Origin of the sequence: Methanoregula sp. (assembly GCF_028712425.1) — an archaeon.
Taxonomy (GTDB): domain Archaea; phylum Halobacteriota; class Methanomicrobia; order Methanomicrobiales; family Methanospirillaceae; genus Methanoregula.
Window position 1 is genome coordinate 1 of record NZ_JAQTQD010000010.1, and the last position, 20312, is coordinate 20312.

General features: G+C 58.0%; 19 protein-coding genes and 1 pseudogene. 11 read left to right on the forward strand and 9 right to left on the reverse strand.

Annotated features, from left to right (window positions below):
• From PHF39_RS06845 to endA, 3 genes and pseudogenes are all read right to left on the reverse strand, one after another.
• Positions 1–749: pseudogene (locus tag PHF39_RS06845) on the reverse strand (phenylalanine--tRNA ligase subunit alpha); the annotation flags it as partial.
• Between the two features lies 1 nt (position 750).
• Complete coding sequence (locus PHF39_RS06850) at positions 751–2007, reverse strand: tryptophan--tRNA ligase (RefSeq protein ID WP_300222069.1); 1257 nt, start codon at positions 2005–2007, stop codon at positions 751–753.
• A gap of 9 nt (positions 2008–2016) precedes the next feature.
• Entirely contained in the window at positions 2017–3027 is a 1011-nt protein-coding gene (gene endA / locus PHF39_RS06855) for a tRNA-intron lyase (RefSeq protein WP_300222072.1), read from the reverse strand.
• Between the two features lie 291 nt (positions 3028–3318).
• Between endA and PHF39_RS06860 the strand changes: the two genes are divergently transcribed.
• From PHF39_RS06860 to PHF39_RS06885, 6 genes are read left to right on the forward strand one after another with little or no spacing between them, the layout of a single operon-like run.
• Positions 3319–3960, forward strand: a complete 642-nt coding sequence (locus PHF39_RS06860; protein WP_300222075.1) for a 4Fe-4S single cluster domain-containing protein — start codon at positions 3319–3321, stop codon at positions 3958–3960.
• Between the two features lie 5 nt (positions 3961–3965).
• Positions 3966–4364, forward strand: a complete 399-nt coding sequence (locus PHF39_RS06865) for a DUF1257 domain-containing protein (RefSeq protein WP_300222078.1) — start codon at positions 3966–3968, stop codon at positions 4362–4364.
• A 4-nt stretch (positions 4365–4368) separates the two neighbouring features.
• A complete protein-coding gene (locus PHF39_RS06870) occupies positions 4369–5931 on the forward strand; it encodes an AAA family ATPase (protein WP_300222081.1) in 1563 nt (520 codons plus the stop codon).
• Positions 5932–5943: 12 nt separating this feature from the next.
• Complete coding sequence (locus tag PHF39_RS06875) at positions 5944–8739, forward strand: WD40 repeat domain-containing protein (protein WP_300222084.1); 2796 nt, start codon at positions 5944–5946, stop codon at positions 8737–8739.
• A gap of 18 nt (positions 8740–8757) precedes the next feature.
• Positions 8758–10359: a rod shape-determining protein gene (locus tag PHF39_RS06880; protein ID WP_300222087.1), complete on the forward strand. Its 1602-nt coding sequence runs from the start codon at positions 8758–8760 to the stop codon at positions 10357–10359.
• A 14-nt stretch (positions 10360–10373) separates the two neighbouring features.
• Positions 10374–10577, forward strand: coding sequence for a DUF2997 domain-containing protein (locus tag PHF39_RS06885; RefSeq protein ID WP_300222090.1), 204 nt, complete (start codon positions 10374–10376; stop codon positions 10575–10577).
• A 60-nt stretch (positions 10578–10637) separates the two neighbouring features.
• On the opposite strand, the gene PHF39_RS06890 is transcribed toward PHF39_RS06885, so the two are convergent.
• The 3 genes from PHF39_RS06890 to PHF39_RS06900 all read right to left on the reverse strand — a co-directional run bounded on the left by PHF39_RS06890 (position 10638) and on the right by PHF39_RS06900 (position 13497).
• On the reverse strand, positions 10638–11681 hold the full coding sequence (locus PHF39_RS06890; RefSeq protein WP_300222093.1) for a CAP domain-containing protein: 1044 nt from the start codon (positions 11679–11681) through the stop codon (positions 10638–10640).
• Between the two features lie 46 nt (positions 11682–11727).
• Positions 11728–12567 carry a deoxyribonuclease IV gene (locus PHF39_RS06895; protein ID WP_300222096.1) on the reverse strand — a complete coding sequence of 280 codons (840 nt, stop codon included), beginning with the start codon at positions 12565–12567 and terminating at the stop codon, positions 11728–11730.
• A gap of 84 nt (positions 12568–12651) precedes the next feature.
• The gene (locus tag PHF39_RS06900; RefSeq protein WP_300222099.1) at positions 12652–13497 is read right to left on the reverse strand and encodes a hypothetical protein; all 846 of its coding nucleotides are present in this window, start codon (positions 13495–13497) and stop codon (positions 12652–12654) included.
• A gap of 117 nt (positions 13498–13614) precedes the next feature.
• On the opposite strand from PHF39_RS06900, the gene PHF39_RS06905 reads away from it, so the two are divergent.
• Positions 13615–14358: an MBL fold metallo-hydrolase gene (locus tag PHF39_RS06905; RefSeq protein ID WP_300222102.1), complete on the forward strand. Its 744-nt coding sequence runs from the start codon at positions 13615–13617 to the stop codon at positions 14356–14358.
• A gap of 14 nt (positions 14359–14372) precedes the next feature.
• On the opposite strand, the gene PHF39_RS06910 is transcribed toward PHF39_RS06905, so the two are convergent.
• A complete protein-coding gene (locus PHF39_RS06910) occupies positions 14373–14609 on the reverse strand; it encodes a hypothetical protein (protein ID WP_300222105.1) in 237 nt (78 codons plus the stop codon).
• Between the two features lie 104 nt (positions 14610–14713).
• On the opposite strand from PHF39_RS06910, the gene PHF39_RS06915 reads away from it, so the two are divergent.
• Both PHF39_RS06915 and PHF39_RS06920 read left to right on the forward strand, forming a co-directional pair.
• Entirely contained in the window at positions 14714–16306 is a 1593-nt protein-coding gene (locus PHF39_RS06915; RefSeq protein WP_300222108.1) for a DEAD/DEAH box helicase, read from the forward strand.
• 167 nt (positions 16307–16473) lie between these two features.
• Positions 16474–16974, forward strand: coding sequence for a hypothetical protein (locus PHF39_RS06920; RefSeq protein ID WP_300222111.1), 501 nt, complete (start codon positions 16474–16476; stop codon positions 16972–16974).
• Between the two features lie 11 nt (positions 16975–16985).
• Here the strand turns inward: PHF39_RS06920 and PHF39_RS06925 are convergent, their stop codons facing one another.
• Entirely contained in the window at positions 16986–17174 is a 189-nt protein-coding gene (locus PHF39_RS06925) for a hypothetical protein (RefSeq protein WP_300222114.1), read from the reverse strand.
• 202 nt (positions 17175–17376) lie between these two features.
• On the opposite strand from PHF39_RS06925, the gene PHF39_RS06930 reads away from it, so the two are divergent.
• Positions 17377–18642 carry a nicotinate phosphoribosyltransferase gene (locus PHF39_RS06930; RefSeq protein WP_300222117.1) on the forward strand — a complete coding sequence of 422 codons (1266 nt, stop codon included), beginning with the start codon at positions 17377–17379 and terminating at the stop codon, positions 18640–18642.
• Between the two features lie 69 nt (positions 18643–18711).
• Positions 18712–19455: a YkgJ family cysteine cluster protein gene (locus PHF39_RS06935; RefSeq protein ID WP_300222120.1), complete on the forward strand. Its 744-nt coding sequence runs from the start codon at positions 18712–18714 to the stop codon at positions 19453–19455.
• Positions 19456–19467: 12 nt separating this feature from the next.
• Here the strand turns inward: PHF39_RS06935 and PHF39_RS06940 are convergent, their stop codons facing one another.
• Positions 19468–20277, reverse strand: coding sequence for an N-formylglutamate amidohydrolase (locus tag PHF39_RS06940; RefSeq protein ID WP_300222123.1), 810 nt, complete (start codon positions 20275–20277; stop codon positions 19468–19470).
• Positions 20278–20312 lie beyond the last annotated feature (35 nt).

Sequence of the window (20312 nt, forward strand, 5' to 3'; positions counted from 1 at the left end):
TTCCAGAAGGACTGCTGGACGATCTCCCCGTAGAGCTCGGTAAAGCCCATCTCGAGGAGGATCTCCCGCATCTCGCCGATGATTCTCTGGTAGGGGTGGATCTTGCCGGGATATGCCTTCTTCGGCAGCTTGGTGACGTCGTAGCGGCGGAGATTTGCATTCTTCCACGAGCCGGAGATGATCTGTTCGCGGGTCAGGGTACCGGTCTCTTCGCGGAGGTCGAGGCCTTTTTTTGCCAGCGCAAGTCCCTCCGGGGTCGCCGCGATGAGGTACTTCACGGTCTCGGACAACTGGAGGATCCCGCGCTTGATGAGTTCCTTTGTCTTCGGATCGGAGAGCGACGGATTCTTCAGGGCGGCTTCATCGGCTTCTGTTGAGATGCCGGGAGTCTTTGTGACGGCAGACCCTTCGACTTTGATCAGCCCTTTCTTCCGGAGCTGCCCAAAGCCAATCCGGAACGACGGCTGTTTCTTGAGATCGTCCAGGGTTGTGCCCGGCAGGATATGGCGGAGGAGCTGTGTCTCGGGCAGGCCGTTTGCGGCATACTCTTTTCCTTCATCGGAGAGCGTGAAATCCGTGGACACAATCCGTTCCACGGTGGCAAAACCCTTGTCTTGTGCAAGATGGGCCCACTGGACAACCGCTTCAGGGGTAGCGTCCATGACCGCGGCAAGGTGCCCTGCGTCTGCTCTCTTCTCCGTTTCAAGGGTTGCAAGCAACCGTTTCTCGTTCTGCGTCAGTCCCGCCATCTTATATCCTGATCCTGTCCTTTGCTGCGTCCATCTTCTCCTTAAAGTCGTTCAGGAACGCAACAACCCGTTCAGCCGTCTCTTTCTTGCACTGGCCACAGGTGATCTCCCCGGCAGTGCACTTCCGCCGGATCTCCGCAAGTTCTGCATCGTCCGTCACCATGTGGAAGAGGTTGAGGAGATAGAGCGAGCACTTGTCGGGTTCGCCGCCCAGCCGCTTCTGCTCCTCCAGGGTCATCCTTCCCCCGGTGATTGCGCTCATCACTTTCTTTCGCACTATTGCCTCGGGTTCATGGAAGGAGATGAAACTCTCCGGGATGCTGCTCGACATCTTCCCTCCCGTGAGGCCGGGCATGAAGATATGGTATGTCGAGGAGGGGGTGAAGAACGCAAAACCCCCGCAAGCCCGCTCGATCTCCCGGACCTTTGCCTTGACATCGGTGCACTGCGCTCCCTTGATGTCAACATGCCCTTCGTACTTCTTTGCATGCGGGAATGCCTTTTTGACCGCTTCCATGGCCGCTTCCGGGGCATTCTTCGACCTGACGCTGATATACCCGTCACGCTCCTCGACAGTGAACATCCGCATCTTGTGCGCGATACCGCGGGTGAGGCGGATGTGCGGGTCCTGGTCTAAGCCCACCGGGACAACGGTCGGTGCAGGCTCGCGATCGATCTGCGGGTAGAGGATGTCGGCGACCTGCGTGATCACGCTGTCCGCGTGGGCAAGGTCCGTGTCGGGCCCGAAACCGTAGATTGCCGAGAGTTCCGAGAAGTTGACCTTTGTTGCCGCCTCGAAGGCAAGGTCCTTGAGCCGGTTGTTCCTGCTCTGGAAATAGGTCTCTCCTTCAAAACCGAGGGCATACAGGCAGGCGAGATACTCTTTCCCGTACTCATCGCACTTCTCCCAGGAGAGGCCGCGGACCGCGTGTGCCTCGCGGTCGGCGATCGTGATATACCCGCTGCCCCCCTGCTGGACGTGCCAGACAACCTCCTTCATCACCATCAGGTGGCCGAGATGCGGGTGGCCGCTCGGCATGAACCCGGTCAGGATATGGAACGGGGACTTGTTCCGGATCGCCCGGGCAATGGGGAGATAGTCCCGGTGGCCGACAACGATCCCCCGGCGCATGAAGTAGGGGATTTCCGGAAGTTCCGGAAGGACCGGTGCGATGGGATCGATACCAAACTCGGCAAATGTCTTTTCGATGTCAAGGGACGGGTTGCTTGACCAGGGGTTGATCTGCGGTTCCTGCATAATAAAAGCTCACAGCTTGATCCGTGCGAATTCGACGAACTGGATTCCTGAAGAATGTACAGCGCCAAACAACATCTTCTTTTTGACACTGTGCGCCATCCGCACGGAACGGGAGATGACGCTCATGGAGAGAGCAGCTTCTTTCTCGACCGCGTGCACGAGCAGGTCCGAGTGGACGGAGGTCCCGCAGTAAACGCGGAAGTGGTGCCCGAACTTGTATCCCGTCCGGGGCGTGAACCCGTGGCGGCGCAGTTCGGTATACACGGTATGTTTCAGGGTGAGCTCGCTGTCGCTCTCGCTTGCGAGAGTAAGATACCCGGCAAAACTCATATCCTGGTTCCCCCGCGTGAGCCGGATCGTACCCCGGTCCATGAGGTAGAGGAGTTCAACGGGGGCAAGCATCAGCCGCTCCGGGTCGAGCCGCTTGCCAAATCCCGCCTTTTCGAGGCTGGAACCCGCCGCTGCCCGGACCATTGCGGATTTGCCGGTCAGTATTGCATCCATGGGGGTGAGAGCCGGTGGCGTGCAGGAAGCATCTGCCAGTTTCTGGAGCTTGATCTCGTAATAGGTCAGTTCCTGTTCGTCGTCAACGACCGCAAGGATGTACTGTTTTCGCATATTACGCGAAGCGATCACTTCCTCGATCAGGCGTTCGAACAGGATAGGATCGCGCTCGGAGAGGACGCGGACAAGATAGAGCGACTCGCCTTTTCCGGGCTTCTCCCCCCGCCGGAAGACCCGGAAGTCATGCGGCCCGGTCTGGACCACATACCCCCGTTCGCGCAGGTCGCGGTACACGAGAAAACTCCGCATGACCGTGGGCTGATCGGAGAACTCGGCAAAGAGGGTGTCAAACGAGTACCCGGACACTTCGATCTTCTGGCGGTGAAGGAGATACAGGGCCTCCTGCGGGGAAAGCCGGAGACCGTCTTTTTCAGGCCTGCCGTACCCGCTCTGCTCGTAGAGGGGGCGGCCTTCCCGCCCGGTGCGGATGGTGGATCCATCGAATGTCGCTTTCACTGCCGGATCTATTTCTCCCGGATGGTATTAAGGGCGCCTGACACGCGCCAGGAGCAACCATGAAATTCTGTACATTACCCAGGTGAAATCCTTATGAATTACAAAAATGCGAATCAATGTCTATAAAAAGGTGAAAAACCAACCTTGAGAGTCCAATCGTATCTCATAAGTATGCTTATTTGCACGTCCCCGAGGATGAACACCATTCCGGGAAATCATGGGTAATACTATAGGATACACTGGTTCCCACACCGGAAATTTTTTCAAAGCCAGAAATACGCGGCGAAAAAAATGGTGAACGAATACAACGACCCCGGATGCCGACGCAGGAGAAGACTCAACCTCTCAGGGTATCTCCTGCATTCAACCGTAAACGGTCCCGGCACCCGGGCCGTTGTGTGGGTACAGGGGTGTCCCCTCCGGTGCAAAGGCTGTTTTAATCCGGCGTCATGGCCCTTCTCTCCTGCGCAGATCATTCCGGCTGAAGAACTCGCCTCCCGCATCCTTGCTGCGGACGATATCGACGGCATTACGTTCTCCGGCGGGGAGCCGTTTGCCCAGGCCGGGCCGCTCGCAGACGTGGCAGAGCGGGTCATTGGTACAGGGCTCACGGTTGTCACCTATTCCGGTTACACGTTTGAACAGCTGGCCTCATGCCGCGATCCGGAGTATGGCCGGCTGCTTGCGGCAACGGACCTTCTGATTGCCGGCCCGTACCGCGACGACCTTACCTGCAGCGACAGGTACCGGGGATCGAGAAACCAGCAGCTCATCCCCCTTTCCGGAAGGATCGCACCGGAACTCCTCCTTCCTTCACAGGCCCAGGAACATGCCGTGGAATTCAGCATCGCGCCTGATGGAACGATCACCACAACGGGTTTTCCCCCCGACAGTATGGTGATGCAGGTGGCCGCACGATGCAGGGGGGAGTAAGAGAGATGTCGCATTTCAGCCGTATCAGGACAACATTCCGGCACCGAGAAGCACTTGTACAGTGCATGCAGGAACTCGGGTATTCGGTGGAGACCGATACGACCATCAAAGGGCACCATGGCCTTCACAACGTGGATATCGCTGCACGGAAGAAGGGTGGGTATGCCCTTGGATTCGTGAAGAACGCTGACGGTGTATACGACCTCGTGGCAGACTGGTGGGGCGTCTCCGGTACGAACGAGCAGAAAACTGCAGAAGAGCTGAAACGGCAGGCCGGCGCCATCCAGCAGGAGTATGCAAAAAAACTGGTGCTGGAACAGGCAAAGAAGGAGGGCTTCGAGCTGGTATCTGAGAAGAATGAACAGGACGGGACGGTGCAGCTCGTGGTCCGGAGGTGGAGGTGAGGCCATGAAGATCGCTGAACCTGACTTTTCCCGCCGGCTGAATATCTCGCTCCGTGCCCGCGTGACCCTGATCGTTGTCATCACGCCCGAGGAGGAGCGGGCAGTATCCGGGATCCGCGAGGTATGCGAGTCCTGGGAACCTCCCCGCCAGTGCATTGCCTGGGACTGCGTGAGTGGCTTCTCCGTGCTTGCCGGTCCAAAAACTTTCCCCGGCCAGTCGCGGGATCCCCTCGCTGCGCTCGACGACATGATCAAGACCGGGGAAGACGCGGTCGTCATCTTAAAGGACTTCCACGAGTACTGGAACAACCCGCAGGTGAAACGCCGGATCCGCAACTTCTCCCAGGAATTCCGGTACAACCGGAGGACGATCGTGATCCTGACCCCGGCAACACGCGTTCCGGACGAGATCCGCGATGAAGCGGTGATCGTCCACTTCCCCCCGCCGAATGCAGCCGAACTCTCGGCAGATCTCAATACCCTGATTTCCACCAGCGGGATCACCTGCTCGCTCACCGAAGGGGGCCGCGAGAAGATTATCCAGGCGGCGCTTGGCATGACACTGAACCAGGCACGGCGGGCGTTCTCGAAAGCAATCGTTGCCCACGGCAGGCTCGATGACCGCGACATTGACGCCATCATCGCCGAAAAGAAGGATATCCTCAGCGCTTCAGACGCCCTGGAGTTCTACAGTTACACCGAAATGCCGGAGAATGTCGGGGGCCTTGCGGTGCTCAAGGAATGGCTGGTCCTGCGCGAGCGGGCGTTCACGCAGGAAGCGAGAAACTTCGGCCTTCCATCCCCCAAGGGAATTGCCCTCATAGGCATCCCGGGTACCGGAAAGAGCCTCACGGCAAAGATGATCGCCGATATATGGCACCTGCCACTCCTCCGGCTCGATGTGGGATCGCTTTTCGGGAGCCTTGTGGGGGAGTCCGAAGAGAGGACGCGCCGCGCCCTTGCCCTTGCAGAGACCATCAGCCCGTGCATCCTCTGGGTGGACGAGATCGAGAAGGCATTTGCGTTCGGCAGCGGGGATGCCGGGACAAGCCAGCGGGTCTTTGCCCACCTGCTGACCTGGATGCAGGACAAGACATCCCCCTGTTTTGTCGTTGCAACGGCAAACAATATCGCAGCGCTCCCGCCGGAACTCCTCAGGAAAGGCCGGTTCGACGAGATCTTCTTTTTAGACCTCCCGACCTTCGAGGAGCGGCGCGAGATCTTCTCAGTCCACTTGCGCAAGCGCAAGTGCATCCCGGCAGAGTTCGATCTCGAGACTCTTGCCCGGGAAAGTGACGGGTATGTTGGTGCGGAGATCGAGCAGACAATCATCGATGCCATGTACCGGGCGTTCAGCGAGAATATGCGCAGGGTCACGACAGAAGACATCCTCACCTGCATGCAGGCGCAGGTGCCCCTCTCGGTTTCGCAGCGGGAGACGGTAGCAGCGCTCCGCACCTGGCTTGCCGAAGGGCGCGCCCAGTCAGCTTCCCGGGCAACCACGTCCCGGGTACCGATCAATGGCAAGACGATTGCACTGGAGACATTTGTCCACGAGCGCCCGTAAGGGAATGAATGCATGAGATCTGCCGCTACGCTTCCCGTTTTCGGCCCCTTACTCCTCCGGCGCGAGGCAGGGAGACTGTCACGGAACCTCCGGGACGGGGATCTGTCCGCAATCGGAAACCTGGCAGACATTGCAGCAACTTGTGAGGACAAGGGTGCACGGCAGGTTGCCCGGGAGAGCCTTGCTTCCCTCGTGAACCAGGAAGCCATCGATGCCCTGTGTAATGAGGCCGTGTTGCGGGAGGATCCTTTCCTGCGGGATGTTGCTCTCGAAACGGGGTATACTCCCCTCGATCCCGGTGCAAAAGCATTGTTCCTGTTTCTTTCCGGGCAGGACGAGGCATTCCTCCGGTTCGATCCGGAGGACCATCATCCCAAGCTTGCAGGGGGATATGCAAACGCACCGGCACGGATCCGGTTGCACGCGCTCCGTTATGCCGCGGAAAATGCTGGCAAAACCCGGGGGAATATCCTCGCCCGTGCACTCCTGGGAAGAGAGCTTGACGGTGCTGCGGAGGACTGGTCGTACGGGGAATGGGAACTTGTCATGAAAACGCTTGCCTGCGATGCATCCTGGGACCTGCTCTGGAGACTCGTACGCATGGCACCACCGTCCCTCTCCCGTGCAGCGCTCGAAACCATGAACCGTGCAGGCTGGCACCCGGGAGGCGATGAACGGCAGGTCTTTGAAGAGCTCGTCGCTGACCTGCCGGAATCCTGGAATGGCCCTGTGCCGGAAAAGCCGCTCAGCTCCCATGCGGTAGTGGACAGCCAGGTGCTGCGCCTCTCGTTCTCCAGGGACAGCACCCTCCTCGCCGCAGGATCGTGCGATGGCTCCATTACCGCCTGGAATGTCGGGTCTGCCCGGCTCCTTGGTTCCTGCACTCCCGGTACCGGGTCCCCGCATTTCCTTGCATTCTCTCCTGACAATACCCTGCTGATAGCCGGGGGCGACAGGGGCACACTCCATGCAACCACCCACTCCGGTGAGCCGGTTTGGACCTTTGACGATCCTTCTCATCCCGTCAGGTGTGCGATCCTCTCGGCCAGTGGCGAGGAGATCCTTGCCGGGGACAGGGAGGGCGACCTTGTTTGTATAGGGTGCAAAACCGGGGCAGTCCGCCTCTCTGCACCCTGCCACCCCTCTCCCATAACCGCCCTTGCCCAGATAGCGGGAGGGGAGTTACTGGCAACGGGCCATGCTGACGGTACGGTCTGTTGCCTTGACGCACTGGCGGGGAAGGTGATCTGGACTGTGCCGGGAGCAGGCGACGCTGTACGGGCACTTGCCTTCTCTGAAGAAAGCGGTGACATCCTCGTGATCCGCGGTCACGCTCTTCCGGTCTGCCTGTCTGGGCAGACCGGGAACCTGGTCCGGGCATTTGCCCGGCACAGCGGCACGGTATCCTGCTCTGCTATCTCCCGGGGATGCCGGACTGTTGTTGTTGGCGGCGATACGAACGTGCTCCGTATCTGGCATGAAGGGGACAATCCGGCCGTGGAAATTCCGCTCTTCAACAGGGTGCCGTCCTGTTGCGCGATCACGCAGGACGGGACCTGTCTCATTGCGGGCTGCAATGACGGAACGGTGTTCTCGTTTCATCTTCCGGGCGGAGGTAAGATCCGGGAGATCCGTGCGTACCGCCGCCCGGTGAGTGCCTGCTCCCTGTCTCCAAATGGAAGACTCCTTGCCCTTGCAGGCTGGGACGGGACAGTCTCCCTGAGAACAGTCCCGGATGGGGAACTCCTGCGCACCCTCAGGCGCTCCGCCGGGGCCGTCACGTCCCTTGCCTTCTCTGAGAGAGATGCCATAATCCTTGCCGGAACAGCAGATGGGACTGTCCGGCTGTTCTTCCCGGGAAATGGCACGACAGGGCGGTGTATCGATCTCTATACCCCGTCATTACGAACGATCGCAGCAAGCCCTGACGGTGCAGTCCTTGCCTGTGCCGGAAAAGAGCCCGGCATCCGGTTCTGGGATATCCGGACCGGAAGCCTCCTTTCTTCCTGCAGCGGGCTGAAGACAACCGTGCGGTGCCTTGCTTTCCTGCCGGATGGGAAAACGCTCATTACCGGGGGATGGGATGGCCGGGTCCGGTTCTGGGACGTCCCCTCCGGGACGGCAAAAGTGGTCTGCAAAGGCCATACCAGCACGGTCACCTGTTGTGCCGTGAGCCCGTCAGGCGAGCTGTTCGTGACCGGCAGCAATGATACAACCGTCCGTATCTGGCGGAGTGCAGATACCAGGGAACCGCGGGTCCTTCGCGATGCGGGTAAGGAAGTCTCCTGTTGTGCCATCTCCCCGGAAGGCACACTTCTTGCAGCGGCCGGGGCAGAACCCGTGATACGGCTGTATCACCTGCCGGACGGGGTACGCGCATATGACATCCCACAAATCCCGGGAATCCCCACAGCACTCTCTTTTACGAGCAACGGCCTTTGTCTTGCTGCAGGGTACGCAGACGGGACGCTGGCGTTCTATTCCCTGCCTGACCGCCACGTAATCCGGACACTGCCTGCCCATGCCGGGGCAGTGACCGGGATCGTCAGTATCCCGGAAACAGAGAATATCGTGACCAGTGGTGAAGACGGGAGAGTCTGTACTTTCAAGGGGCCGTTCATCCGGCCCTTATTGTTCGCATCGTTTGCCGACCTGGAGTTCGCGCGGGAACAGGCCGGAGGCGTTGAGACAATGGCTTCCCCGTGGCGCTTTCTGTACCGGCTCCTTTCCCTCCGGTTCCAGGACGAGATCGAACTCTGCCCGGTCTTCCAGGATGCCGGGGCGCTGGATATCCAGATTGTCGGGTGAGGCTGTGGGGAATTATCCATGAAAGCACCGGAACCAGCACCCCTCCTTGGTGTGGATTTCGGGGACGGGGCCATCGTCTGCGGGAGCATGCTACAGGACGGGAGCCGTTTTTTTACCCATGCATTCCCCGGCTGGTCTGATGAACTCCCGGGCACGGGCGGGTCCGGGCCGGTGCACCGGGTCCCGGCCCTGGTGCGGTATCGCGACGCGGATCACCATGAAATCGGGGAGGAGGTTGTGCGGGGGGGATATTTGGATACCCCGACAACGGCGCGGTGGATCCGCAGCTATCTGCTCGAAGAGAGCGGGGCACTGGTCGCAGCGGGGGATGAGAAACGGGTAACATTCCGCGATGCTGCGTGTGACCTCCTCGGTGCACTCCTTGCACAGACCACGACAGCACATCGGAACATCCGTTCCGTTGTCTTTTCTGTTCCGGAAGATGCGCCGCACTGGTACCGGGACTGGCTTTCAAAGATCGCCCACGCTTCGGGAATGACCGCCTGCCATACCATCGGAGAATGCACGGCAGCCGCAACCGGCTACGGCCTCACGGTTGAGACGGGACAGTCGTTTCTCCTCTTTTCCTGTGACGAAACGGCACTCAGCCTCCGTATAGCATGGAACAACGGGTCTTCAGAAAGCGCAGAGATGGAAGTGATCGGGTCGGCCCGGGCAGATACCGGTTCCGTGATCCTGGATTCCTGGATTGCCCAGGAGATCGTGGGAAAAAGCCACCTAATCTATCATGGGAGGCGGGGACAAAGCCTGTACGATGCGGCACGTGCATGCGTCCCGGGAGTGGTGCAGCAGCTTACCCATGGCGATGAGGCTGTTGCGGGATTTTCCGACCCGGTCTCCGGGAGGCAAATCGTCGTGAGGATAACGGCAGGCGACATCGTCCGGGTCTTTGCCGACCATGGATTGCCCGCGATCCTTGACGATGTGGTCCGGCGCGCACGCGGGGAGGCACTGGCACGGGGATACGCGGGGAGTGCACCGGCAGCAGTCCTGATGACCGGCCGGGGTTCACTCCTTCCCGCGGTGCAGGAACTTGTCCGGGAGCGTTTTTTTGGTGTTCCCGTTCACTCTGATCGCCCGCTCGACGCCATTGCGAGGGGGGCGTGCCGGTTCCGTTCCCATAGCGTGTCCTCAGCCTGCATCCGGAACAAGTACGCGCTCCGGTACTGGGACCCGGCCACGCGGGAACACCGGTACCGTTTTCTCGTCCACAGCGGCGCACGATTTCCCAGCGCCGGACAGGTCGCCCGGATCACCATCAGTGCCGCCTATGACGGGCAGGCCCGGCTTGGTCTCTCCCTGTTTGAGATTGGCAGCAATGGGCCCGGGACAGGACCTGCACTCGAACTGGTCCAGGACCCTGCCGGAGGCGTCCGGGTTACCGGGCCCGAAAAAGATGCGGACGAGGAAAGCAGGCCAAGGCTCGTTAATGGCACACAACCAGCACTGCTGACCGCCGATCCGCCCGGCGTAAAGGGAGAGCCCCGGTTCGAGCTGACATTCACCATCGACCGCGAGAGACAACTCTGCCTCACGGCCCGCGATCTCATCACCGGGGCAATTGTGAGAAGGAATACACCGGTGTGCCGGTTAACATAAGTGGAGGAAATGCAATGGAACTTCAGGAAATGGAAATTACCATCGACAAGGAAGGAAGAATCAAGGTGAACGTGAAAGGAGTACAGGGCACCGGCTGCCTTGCACTTACCCGGGAACTGGAGAAAGCCGCAGGAGTTGTCGAGCAAAGGGAATATACCGCGGATTATTACCAGGTGGAGACAGGTGTCCGCGAGCACCGGACACTAACCAACTGGTAATATCCGGTCTAACACCGGTCCATTCCCCATGATCATAACAGGAGGCAGCCGCTAAAAAACTTAACAGAAATTCTCCGTGATATAGATTGCATTATCTGAAGCGAATGCAACCCCGATCCCCTCCTGCTGGAAGTGGTAATCAAGGATATTGTTCCGGTGCCCTTCGCTGTTCATCCACCCGTTGACTACCTTATTTGCGATGTACTCTTCAGTGCTCCATTGATATTCTGTCTGCATGACAGTCCCGTTGGGCGCTACGAGGTTCTTGTAGGTATCATACCGGTACACCATCGCGATATTCTCGGAAATTCCCTCGGTATAATACGTTTCGTAATCGCGGACACACGGATACCCGGCCCATTCCCCCCGTGCACGGGCATCCATCCCATCCGGGTTCGTATGTTCAAAGAAGCCCCGGAGCGACATATCGTAACTGTGCCCGCGGGCAATACTCGCGAGGAAGGAATCATACGGGAGAGTAGACAGCCCGCTCTGCTGGCGCTGTTCATTGATCAGTGCGTGGATCCGGGCTTCAAGCGAGGAGGGATCGATGAAGGGCGCACCCTCGGTTTTGCTGGTGCAGGTATCGGATGGCGGCTGTGCGGGGACTCTCGTAACTGGAAGGGTATTCTGCGCCGTGAATGCCGGTGTGGGTGTCGCTGTTGGCAGGATCGTTGCAGGGGCCTGTGTTGTCTTCGGTGTGGCAATGGTAGTCTTCGTTGTCGTGATTTTTGTCGTGGGAACCGTGGATGGCGGGGGAGTCGGGAGAGATGTCGCAGGAGTCAGGAGTGCTGTTGTCACGGGTAATGATTCCGTGGGCAGAGGGGTAATCCCGGTAACTGATGCAGCAGGCACGGGAATAGCGTTGCCGGATTGTTTTCCTGCAGCATTTCCTGATATTCCCATGACCCACGGATATCCGAGAACCGCAACGATTGCAACAACGACAACAATGACCACAGCCGCGACAAACCATTGCAGTGGTGACCGGCCGGTCCCGGTCAATGACGGAAGGTCAGGCAGTCTTGTGCCGCACTGGGTACAAAATTTCTGGGATTTGTCGTCTGATATTGCCCCGCAGTTCGGGCAGGTAATGCGCGCCATGCTTGGATGTGCATGGAACCCGCACGGGAAAAAATATTTGGGACAGTCACCGTGCCAGTTCGCGCACCTTTTCAATATTCCCCCGGTCATCCCGCCTGTCATCAACGGGGGTCTCGCAGACCAGAGGAAGACGCGAAAAGACCTTGTTGTGGAGGAGCTGGCGGAATCCCTCCTCACCAATGAACCCGAGGCCGATATGCTCATGCCGGTCGAGCCCGCTTCCCCTTTCGCCTTTCGTATCATTGAGATGGATGAGCCTCAGGTTGTCAAGGCCGAATGCCTCATCAAGCTGGTCGAGGGTTTCTATAATGCCATCCTCTGTTCGCAGCTCATAGCCTGCAGCAAAGGCATGGCAGGTGTCAAAACAGATACCAACACGCTCCTTTTTGTTAATACCGTCCAGGATCCCCCGGATGTGCTCAAAGCTGCTGCCCACACTGTTCTTCTCCCCGGCAGTATTCTCCAGAAGGAGCATTGAAGAAACCCCTGAATCCTTCAGCGCCGTGTTGATGGCGTGAACCACCCTCGATCTCCCCCCGGCCATGCCGTCGCCGAGGTGATGGCCGAGATGCGTGACAAGATATGGGATCCCGAGTGTCGCGCACCTCTCAAGTTCTGCCGTGAGCGTTGCAATGGATTTCTCGTAAATTTCCGGTTTTGGGGAGGCAAGGTTGGGGAGGTAGGGCATGTGGTCAACCGGCAGGAGACCTGTTGTCCTGATCTTTGACCGGAACGCTTCGGCAATGGAAGGGACGATTGGCTGGTATGCCCACCCCCGGGGGTTCCGGGAGAACATCTGGAAAACATCGCAGCCAGCATCTTTTGCACGGTCCACTGCAAGGTCAAGAGAACCTGCAATCGAGACATGGACCCCGACTGTTACCATTCACGAAACTCCTGATCCATCTGATCAGGTTCTTTTGGCGCGGGGCTATTTGGGAATTGTGATCGTGGATATGAGGAAAAAGGATTATTTCCGGAAAATCACGAGAAGTGCCGCACCAATCCCCATTGCCCCGATAACTGCAACGGGCATGCTGCCGGACTTAGTGGGGGGGATGGTTGTTGGTACTTCGGTGGGGACAGCCGTGGGGGTAACTTTGAACTGCTCGGTAAATCCAATCGGGGGGACCACTTTGATGATATAGACCGAAATTGGCTGCGGGCCGGCCATAAGGGATGATCCTCCCACGCAGGTTGCGGATGATGCTTCACCCTTCACAAACGTGACTTCCACGCTGGAACCATCGTTCCTCCCGTTGTAGAAAGCTGCCTGGCGCGGGCCGAGGGTTTTTTCAAGAACGCGGGTTCCGCGGGAGAGGATGTTCACTGAGGAGGTCACTGCCGTGCAGGTTGTCCCAAAACAGGTAGTACAGTCCGGGGCCGTTGAAAGGTCAAGAGAGTAGTCACCGGCAAGTGGCGTTGGAATGGAGCCCGGGTTCCCTACAGTATCGATCACGTATTCCCCGGCCGGGAGCCCGTTGTAGAGTTTGGCAATGGCAATCCAGTTTCCCCCGGCGCCCCCGAGGCTTGTTGCGACAACCGTGTCACCCACGTTGAAGATGGTGAGTGCACTGTCCACAGGCACAGAGCCGGTCAGGAACGATGTGTTCATCTGGGTGAACGAACAGACCGGGTCGCCACTCGCGGGATATGAACAGCCATACTGTTCCGGGTTCTCGATCGTGATCGTCTTATCTTCTTTGCTGATTGACGATACCATGCCCTTTACCGTAACTTCCTGGATTACTGCCGCAGCGGGCAGGACACAGAAGCAGAGGAGAAGGACAGGGACTATCAGGTGTACTGCTTTCATGGTTATTTGCTCCCACAAGGCCCCTTATGCAAGAACCTATAACGAGAGTTGCCGTTGAAGGATAAAAAGACTGCAGGAAGGAAGCTCTCATTTTCTTATAACGCAAATCATCTTACCATGAAGGTGACCTTCCTTGGGACCAACGGCTGGTTCGATACCCCGACTGGAAATACCGTCTCGGTCCTCCTCCAGTCGGAGAATTATGATATCCTCTTCGATGCCGGCAACGGGATTGCAAAAGCCGACCGGTACATCACCCAGGACAGGCCGGCATTTTTGTTCCTGAGCCACATGCATATCGACCATATCGCCGGCCTGCACACTCTCTGTAAGTTCAGGTTCCAAAAAGGGCTGACAGTTTTCACGCAGCAGGGAACACGGGAACAGCTGGAGACGTTCGTTAATGAACCCTATACCGTGCCGTTCGCCATGCTCCCCTTCAAAAACGAGGTGCGCGAACTTAGCCCGGGAACCCACCAACTCCCGTTCACCGTCACCTGCCTTCCACTGGTCCACCCGGTTCCCTGTTTCGGTTACCGGGTGGAACTGGACGGAAAGGTGATCGCGTACTGTACGGACACCGGTGTCTGCGACAATGCCGTCACGCTCGCCCGCAATGCAGACCTCCTGATCACCGAATGCGGCCTGAAACCCGGGGAGGCGAGCCCGGAGTGGCCGCACCTGAATCCCGAAAATGCCATCGCGATCGCAAAAGAGGCCGGGGCAAAGAGACTTGCGCTGATGCACTTCGGGGCCGAGGTATACCGGACCGTTGCGGAACGCGAGGCGCTCGCCGCACAGTACAGCGGAATGTGGCCAGGGCTGATCGTGGCGCGCGATGATCTGACTGTGGACATATGATGTAACGGATGATGTCACGGACACTTTCGCGCGACTGTTTTATCTGAACGTCCATTTCTGGCGGCCCTGCACGAGGAGAACCGGAACACCACAGCGCTTTCTTTTTTCTGCACAGGGACTCTCCCCCTATTCAGCCAGGCTGTCAAAAAGGAATTCCTGTCATAACCAGATGAAATGAAGGGGGCAGAAAGGAAAAGGTGAGGGGTGTTCCTGTCCTTCCTCGCACTGCCATTGAATGCAACAACCTTCATCGTATTCACCTGAGAAGTATCCGACGACATGCGCAAGAATACGCACACCTGCCTCTTCCTGAGTGCGCCATCTTAAGACCCCTCACGCCAAATGGTGGTGCGATATGCAACAAAGAATACAGTTTTCCGACCTCCATCTCGGAAAGGAGCTCGGGAAAGCAATAGAAGATATGGGATTTGAGGAGCCATCGCCCATCCAGGCCCTCGCAATCCCCTTAATCCAGGAGGGCCGTGACGTAACAGCGCAGGCCCAGACCGGCACCGGCAAGACCGCTGCCTTCGGTATCCCCATCATCGGCCGTATCGACCCCGCACGGAGGAGCGTACAGGCCATCGTGCTCTGCCCCACCCGCGAACTTGCCATCCAGATTGCCGAGGAGTTCTCAAACCTCCTTGCACACATACCCCGGATCTCCGTTCTGCCGGTCTATGGCGGGCAGCCGATAGAACGCCAGCTCCGCGCACTCCAGGCAGGCGTCCACATCGTCATCGGGACGCCCGGCCGCGTTATGGACCACCTCGACCGCCGCACACTCCGTCTCGACGATGTCGGGATGGTTGTGCTGGACGAAGCTGACCAGATGCTCGACATGGGATTCCGCGACGACATTGAACTGATCCTGCGAAAGGTCCCGCAGAAACGCCAGACCCTCCTCTTTTCGGCAACCATGCCAAAACCGATCCTCGAAATATCCCGGCAATTCCAGAACAATCCCGAATTTGTCCGGGTCGAGTACGCGGAACTCACTGTCCCGCAAATCGAGCAGTCCTATATCGAGGTTCGTGAACGGGAGAAACTCGATGTGCTCTGCCGCCTGATCGACCTTGCCGATCCCAACCTTGCCATCATCTTCTGCAATACCAAGCGTCGTGCCGAGGAACTTTCCACGAAAGTCCGGGCCCGCGGGTACCGTGCCGATGAACTCCACGGCGATATGAAGCAGTCGCAGCGCGACCGGGTCATGGGGGGCTTCCGCAAGGGAATCATCGACATCCTGATCGCTACCGATGTCGCGGCACGGGGAATCGATGTCGACGATGTGGACATGGTGATCAACTATGACGTGCCCCAGGACGTGGAGTATTACGTCCACCGCATCGGGAGGACGGGGCGTGCCGGGAAAAGCGGCCGGGCAGTCTCCTTTGTCACACCAAAGGACTTCACCAAGCTCCGCGAGATCATGCACTATGCGAAGATCCAGATCCCGCGGATCCCGGTCCCGACCCAGAGCGATGTTGCCCAGACCCGTACCCGGCAGATGATCACCCGGGTGCGCGAGACCATCGAAGCGGGAGGACTTGAGCCGTTTGTCCGGATCATCGAGGCTGAAGCTGAAGGTGACCTCTCGACAATCGACATTGCAGCCGCGCTCCTGAAAATGCAGATGGAGCCCGGCTCAGGAGCTGGTGCAGGAACACCTTCGGAGGCAGTGGACTTCGGGGATACCGGTGCAGAGCCCGGCATGGTACGGTTCTTCCTTGCCGTCGGGAGACAGCACAAGGTCGCACCCAAGGACATTGTCGGTGCAATCGCCGGCGAGACAGGCATCCCCGGGAGAGCCATCGGCGCAATACGGATCCTGGACAGTTACTCCTTTGTCGAGATCCCAAAAGAGCATGCAAACGAAGTCTATACCATCATGAAAGAGCGGACGATCCGGAACCAGCCGACCGGGATCGAGCCCGCATCGGGGTAGCGGGCCTGACCGTCTTCTCTGTTCTTCCGCCCATTTTTTTAGAAGGTTTGCGAAGCCTGACATATCAGGCGCAACCCGCAGCAATCGCGCATCATTACGGGAACAATTGTTGCGATCACCCGGCCAGCGGCACAAACCTAATCTATCCCCAAGGGCAATCTGTCGGTATGAACAAGATCGTTGTAAGCGCTTTCATCCTGGGAGCATGTCTTGTACTCACTCTCGTGGCCGGCTGCACCCAGCCGGCAGCTCCTGCCACAACACCCGCCCCTACCAGTGTTGAGACCACGGTAGCGGCAACCGAGGAACCGACGGCTGTGGCGACAGTTCCGGAATCCATCACCCCCGGCCCGACGCAGACGCTGCCGGAGATCTGGAGCATGGAGGTCCAGGTAAACAGCAATGGCGAGGCGATCAACCCGCAGATAACGGCAACGCTCCGTGGCGGGAAGGGAATGAACGTCATTCCGGCGATCGATGTCAAGGTCACGAGATCGGATGGCGGTGTTGAGACCGGTCGGATAGTCCAGCCGCTCCACGTGGGGTCATCGGTTACCCTCAAGGGGACCACCAGCAACAATGACCGTGCAGAAGTGTGGGTCATCACCCCGAACGGCGATTCAGTAAAGATCTACGATGCGTACGTCCCGTTCAGGTCATTCAATTAACTTTTTTTCCATTACCGTGACGAGAATCCCTTGGTGAGATGCCCTACATAAAGCATGATCAGGGGGATAAAAATTCCGACTGCCATGATGGCATACCCCTGGGGTTCGTCGCCAAACGGGGGGGTCATGGTGATCCAGACGCCGTTCACAAAAATGAACAATCCTATCAGGCAACTGAGTACTTTTATGATCGCTTCCATGACCTGCACCTTTCTTTACAAGGTGATGCCTGCGCATGCTATTAAGTGCTCGTATCCGTGCGCAGATAGTGCAGGGCCTGTTATGAACCATCTGCCCTGACAGGTGTGATGCATTTTTCATCTCTGCGAATGAACAGATCAGGGACACACCTGCCGGTTGTCGGAAATCCACAGCCGGCAAAAACGGAAAATGGGGAAAACCATGGGAACAGCGCTCCTTACCGACCTGTATGAGCTCACCATGGCCCAAAGCTACCGGGAGCATGGGAAGACCGGTACAGCGGTCTTTTCCCTGTTTACGCGGTCCCTTCCACCTACAAGAAATTTCCTCGTCGCTGCCGGGCTTGAGACGCTGGTTACAAAACTGGAACAGTTCCGGTTCACGGGAGACGATATCGCTTATCTGGGATCCCTTGGGCTCTTCAGCAGGGATTTCCTTAACTGGCTGGAACAGTTCCGGTTCAGCGGACGAATCTCTGCGATCCCTGAAGGAACGGTTCTCTTTGCAAACGAGCCCCTTCTCCAGGTCGAAGGTCCCCTTCCCGAAGCCCAGGTCCTCGAAACGCTTGTCCTCAACTGTATCCATTTCGAGACCCTTGTCGCTTCGAAGGCTGCACGGATCGCCGCCGTTGGCAGGGGAAAGAGCATCGTTGACTTCGGCTTTCGGCGATCACACACAACAGAAGCGGGCATCGCCGCAGCGCGGGCAGCCTGGATTGCCGGATTTGACGGAACATCAAATCTCGAAGCAGGGAAGCGGTACGGCATCCCCGTTGTCGGCACGATGGCGCATTCCTATGTCATGCTCTTTGACAGCGAGGAGGCGGCATTCAGGGCATACCAGTCATCATTTCCGGACCGTGCCATCTGTCTTATCGACACCTACGATACCCTTGCCTGTACGGACACCATCATCCGGCTGGCACGGCAGGGCGTGCCGGTGATCGGCGTTCGGCTTGACAGTGGTGATATCGGGATGCTTACACGCAATGTGCGGGAGCGGCTTGACGCAGCCGGTCTTCCCGCGAACCGGATTTTCGTGAGCAGTAATGTCGACGAGTATTCCATCGACCGCTGGCTCTCTTCCGGCGTCCCGATCGATTCATTTGGCGTGGGAACCCATTTTATCACTTCATCCGATGCACCGTTTCTCGACATGGTTTACAAGCTGGTGGAATACGAGGGGACGCCGCGGTTCAAGACCAGCCCGGGCAAGACCACGTTCCCGTACCGGCGGCAGATCGTGCGGCATCACCGTGATGGGATCCTTGCCTATGACGAGGTGGTGCGGACAGGAAAAGACCTGGTGCCAGGTCTTCTCGAACCGGTAATCATCGATGGCGGTCTCTCCCGGCCCCTGCCCACACCTGATGTGATCAGAGAGCGCTGTTCCCGTGAGATTGCGTCGCTGCCTTCGCCGTTCAGGTCGCTCGAAAAACAGCACTATGATGTCCGGATCCTGCCATGAGCTCCGGGTCCCAATGCCACCAAATCCGTGATCTCATAAAAAAACGCATATAGTGCCCTGACAAATGCTTTGGCATACTGTCAGGAGGCGATTACTGTTTCCCTTGTCCCCATACCCTTGCGCATTGCTGCACTTGTCCAGGAGAGAAACAGCCTCTTTGAGTACCCGCACGAGCAACTGGCCGGAATCATCCGTGAGATCAAATTCCGCTGTACCTGTTGCGCCAGGTGCTGTACCCGTGCATTCAATGGCCACGTCTTCCTGCTCGACAGGGATGTTGCCGCAGTAAAAAGGATTGATCCAGATGCCATCGAGCCGGCACCGGACCCTGAGTTCTGCGACCAGAACGGAACGTTTTATGTGTCCGGGTACGCCCTCCGTGCAAAGGGGGATGACGCAGGATCCTGCTGGTTTTTGGAGAACGGCCGGTGCAGGATCTATGACAATCGTTTCTCTATCTGCCGGATCTACCCGTATATGCTCCACCGCGAGCCGGATGCCTGGGGAACTGTCGACTGGCGGCAGATCTCCGGTCTGGAACAGCATGGGGAGTATGATGCAGAGATTTCAGAAGACGAGGCAATGGCGATCGCACGGGAGACAAAGGAGTACGAGGACGCCTTCCTTAATCAGGAGATCGCCTTCCTCGAATACATGAAAGAATATTTTACTGAAAACCACCTGAAGCACGTGCAGAAAGTGTACGATGACCGGATGCGTGCATTCTCCCGCGGGTATCCCATCCGCATCATGGTATTCTGCGATGGCGGTCTCGCAGAGCACACTATCCGGATGGAGGGGGCCAAAAACTAACAGAGCTGTCGCTCAGGCCCTGTTATCCACGGAATCCCAAAACTGCGTCAGCACGCGCCATATCCTCTCACGCAGTTCCAAGACCCGGAAACGGGCAGGGCTTTTTTTTGGATCCCCTTGCAGGTCCGGATCATAAAGGGCACGGTTTACCTCGATCTGGATCCAGGGAATACCTTTCCTCCAGTAATGGGCATTGGAAATGAATCCTCCTGAGAACGGATTATTGATTGCCACATCCTGTGTAAGGGAAAATTCAGTACGGAACGCTTCGGCCAGCACATGGATCCATTCCGGAGGGCAGGTCGTGATACCGTTCTTCCCTGCCTGCCCCCAGCGGTTCCCATTGTTGCCAAGGCAGATGAGCGGGCGTTTTTTTCCGGCATCTTTCTGTGTCCCGTACCCCCGCGGGAGCATCGAGTGACAGTCGAAGGCAATCGCGACACCGCAATCATCAATGAGTTCGTCAATCTTCTGGTGGTAGGGGAAATACCATGCCATGAGGAGCTTGTGGATCAGGGGCAGATCCGGTACCTCCCCTTCGCAGTAGACCGGCCGGCCATCAACGGTGCGTATCTTGATGATGCCGTCCGGGTCACGGGGTGGGAGGGGCAGGGGAGGCCGGTTGAGGTCAACCACCATGCGGGAGATGTCCGCTTTAATCAGGGCTGCAGTTTTGTCACCAAACGAAAACAATTCCTTAGTACGCGGATCGCTGTAATAGTGAATGTCTTTCTTACTGAGCTGCAATCGCCCGTTTAGTTCTGGAGGGACATCTGTACCCCCATGGGGAATGGATATCAGGAAGGGGTAGTGTCTCTTCACGTTTCTACGTATCCAGCTGTGAGCCTGTTAAGGTT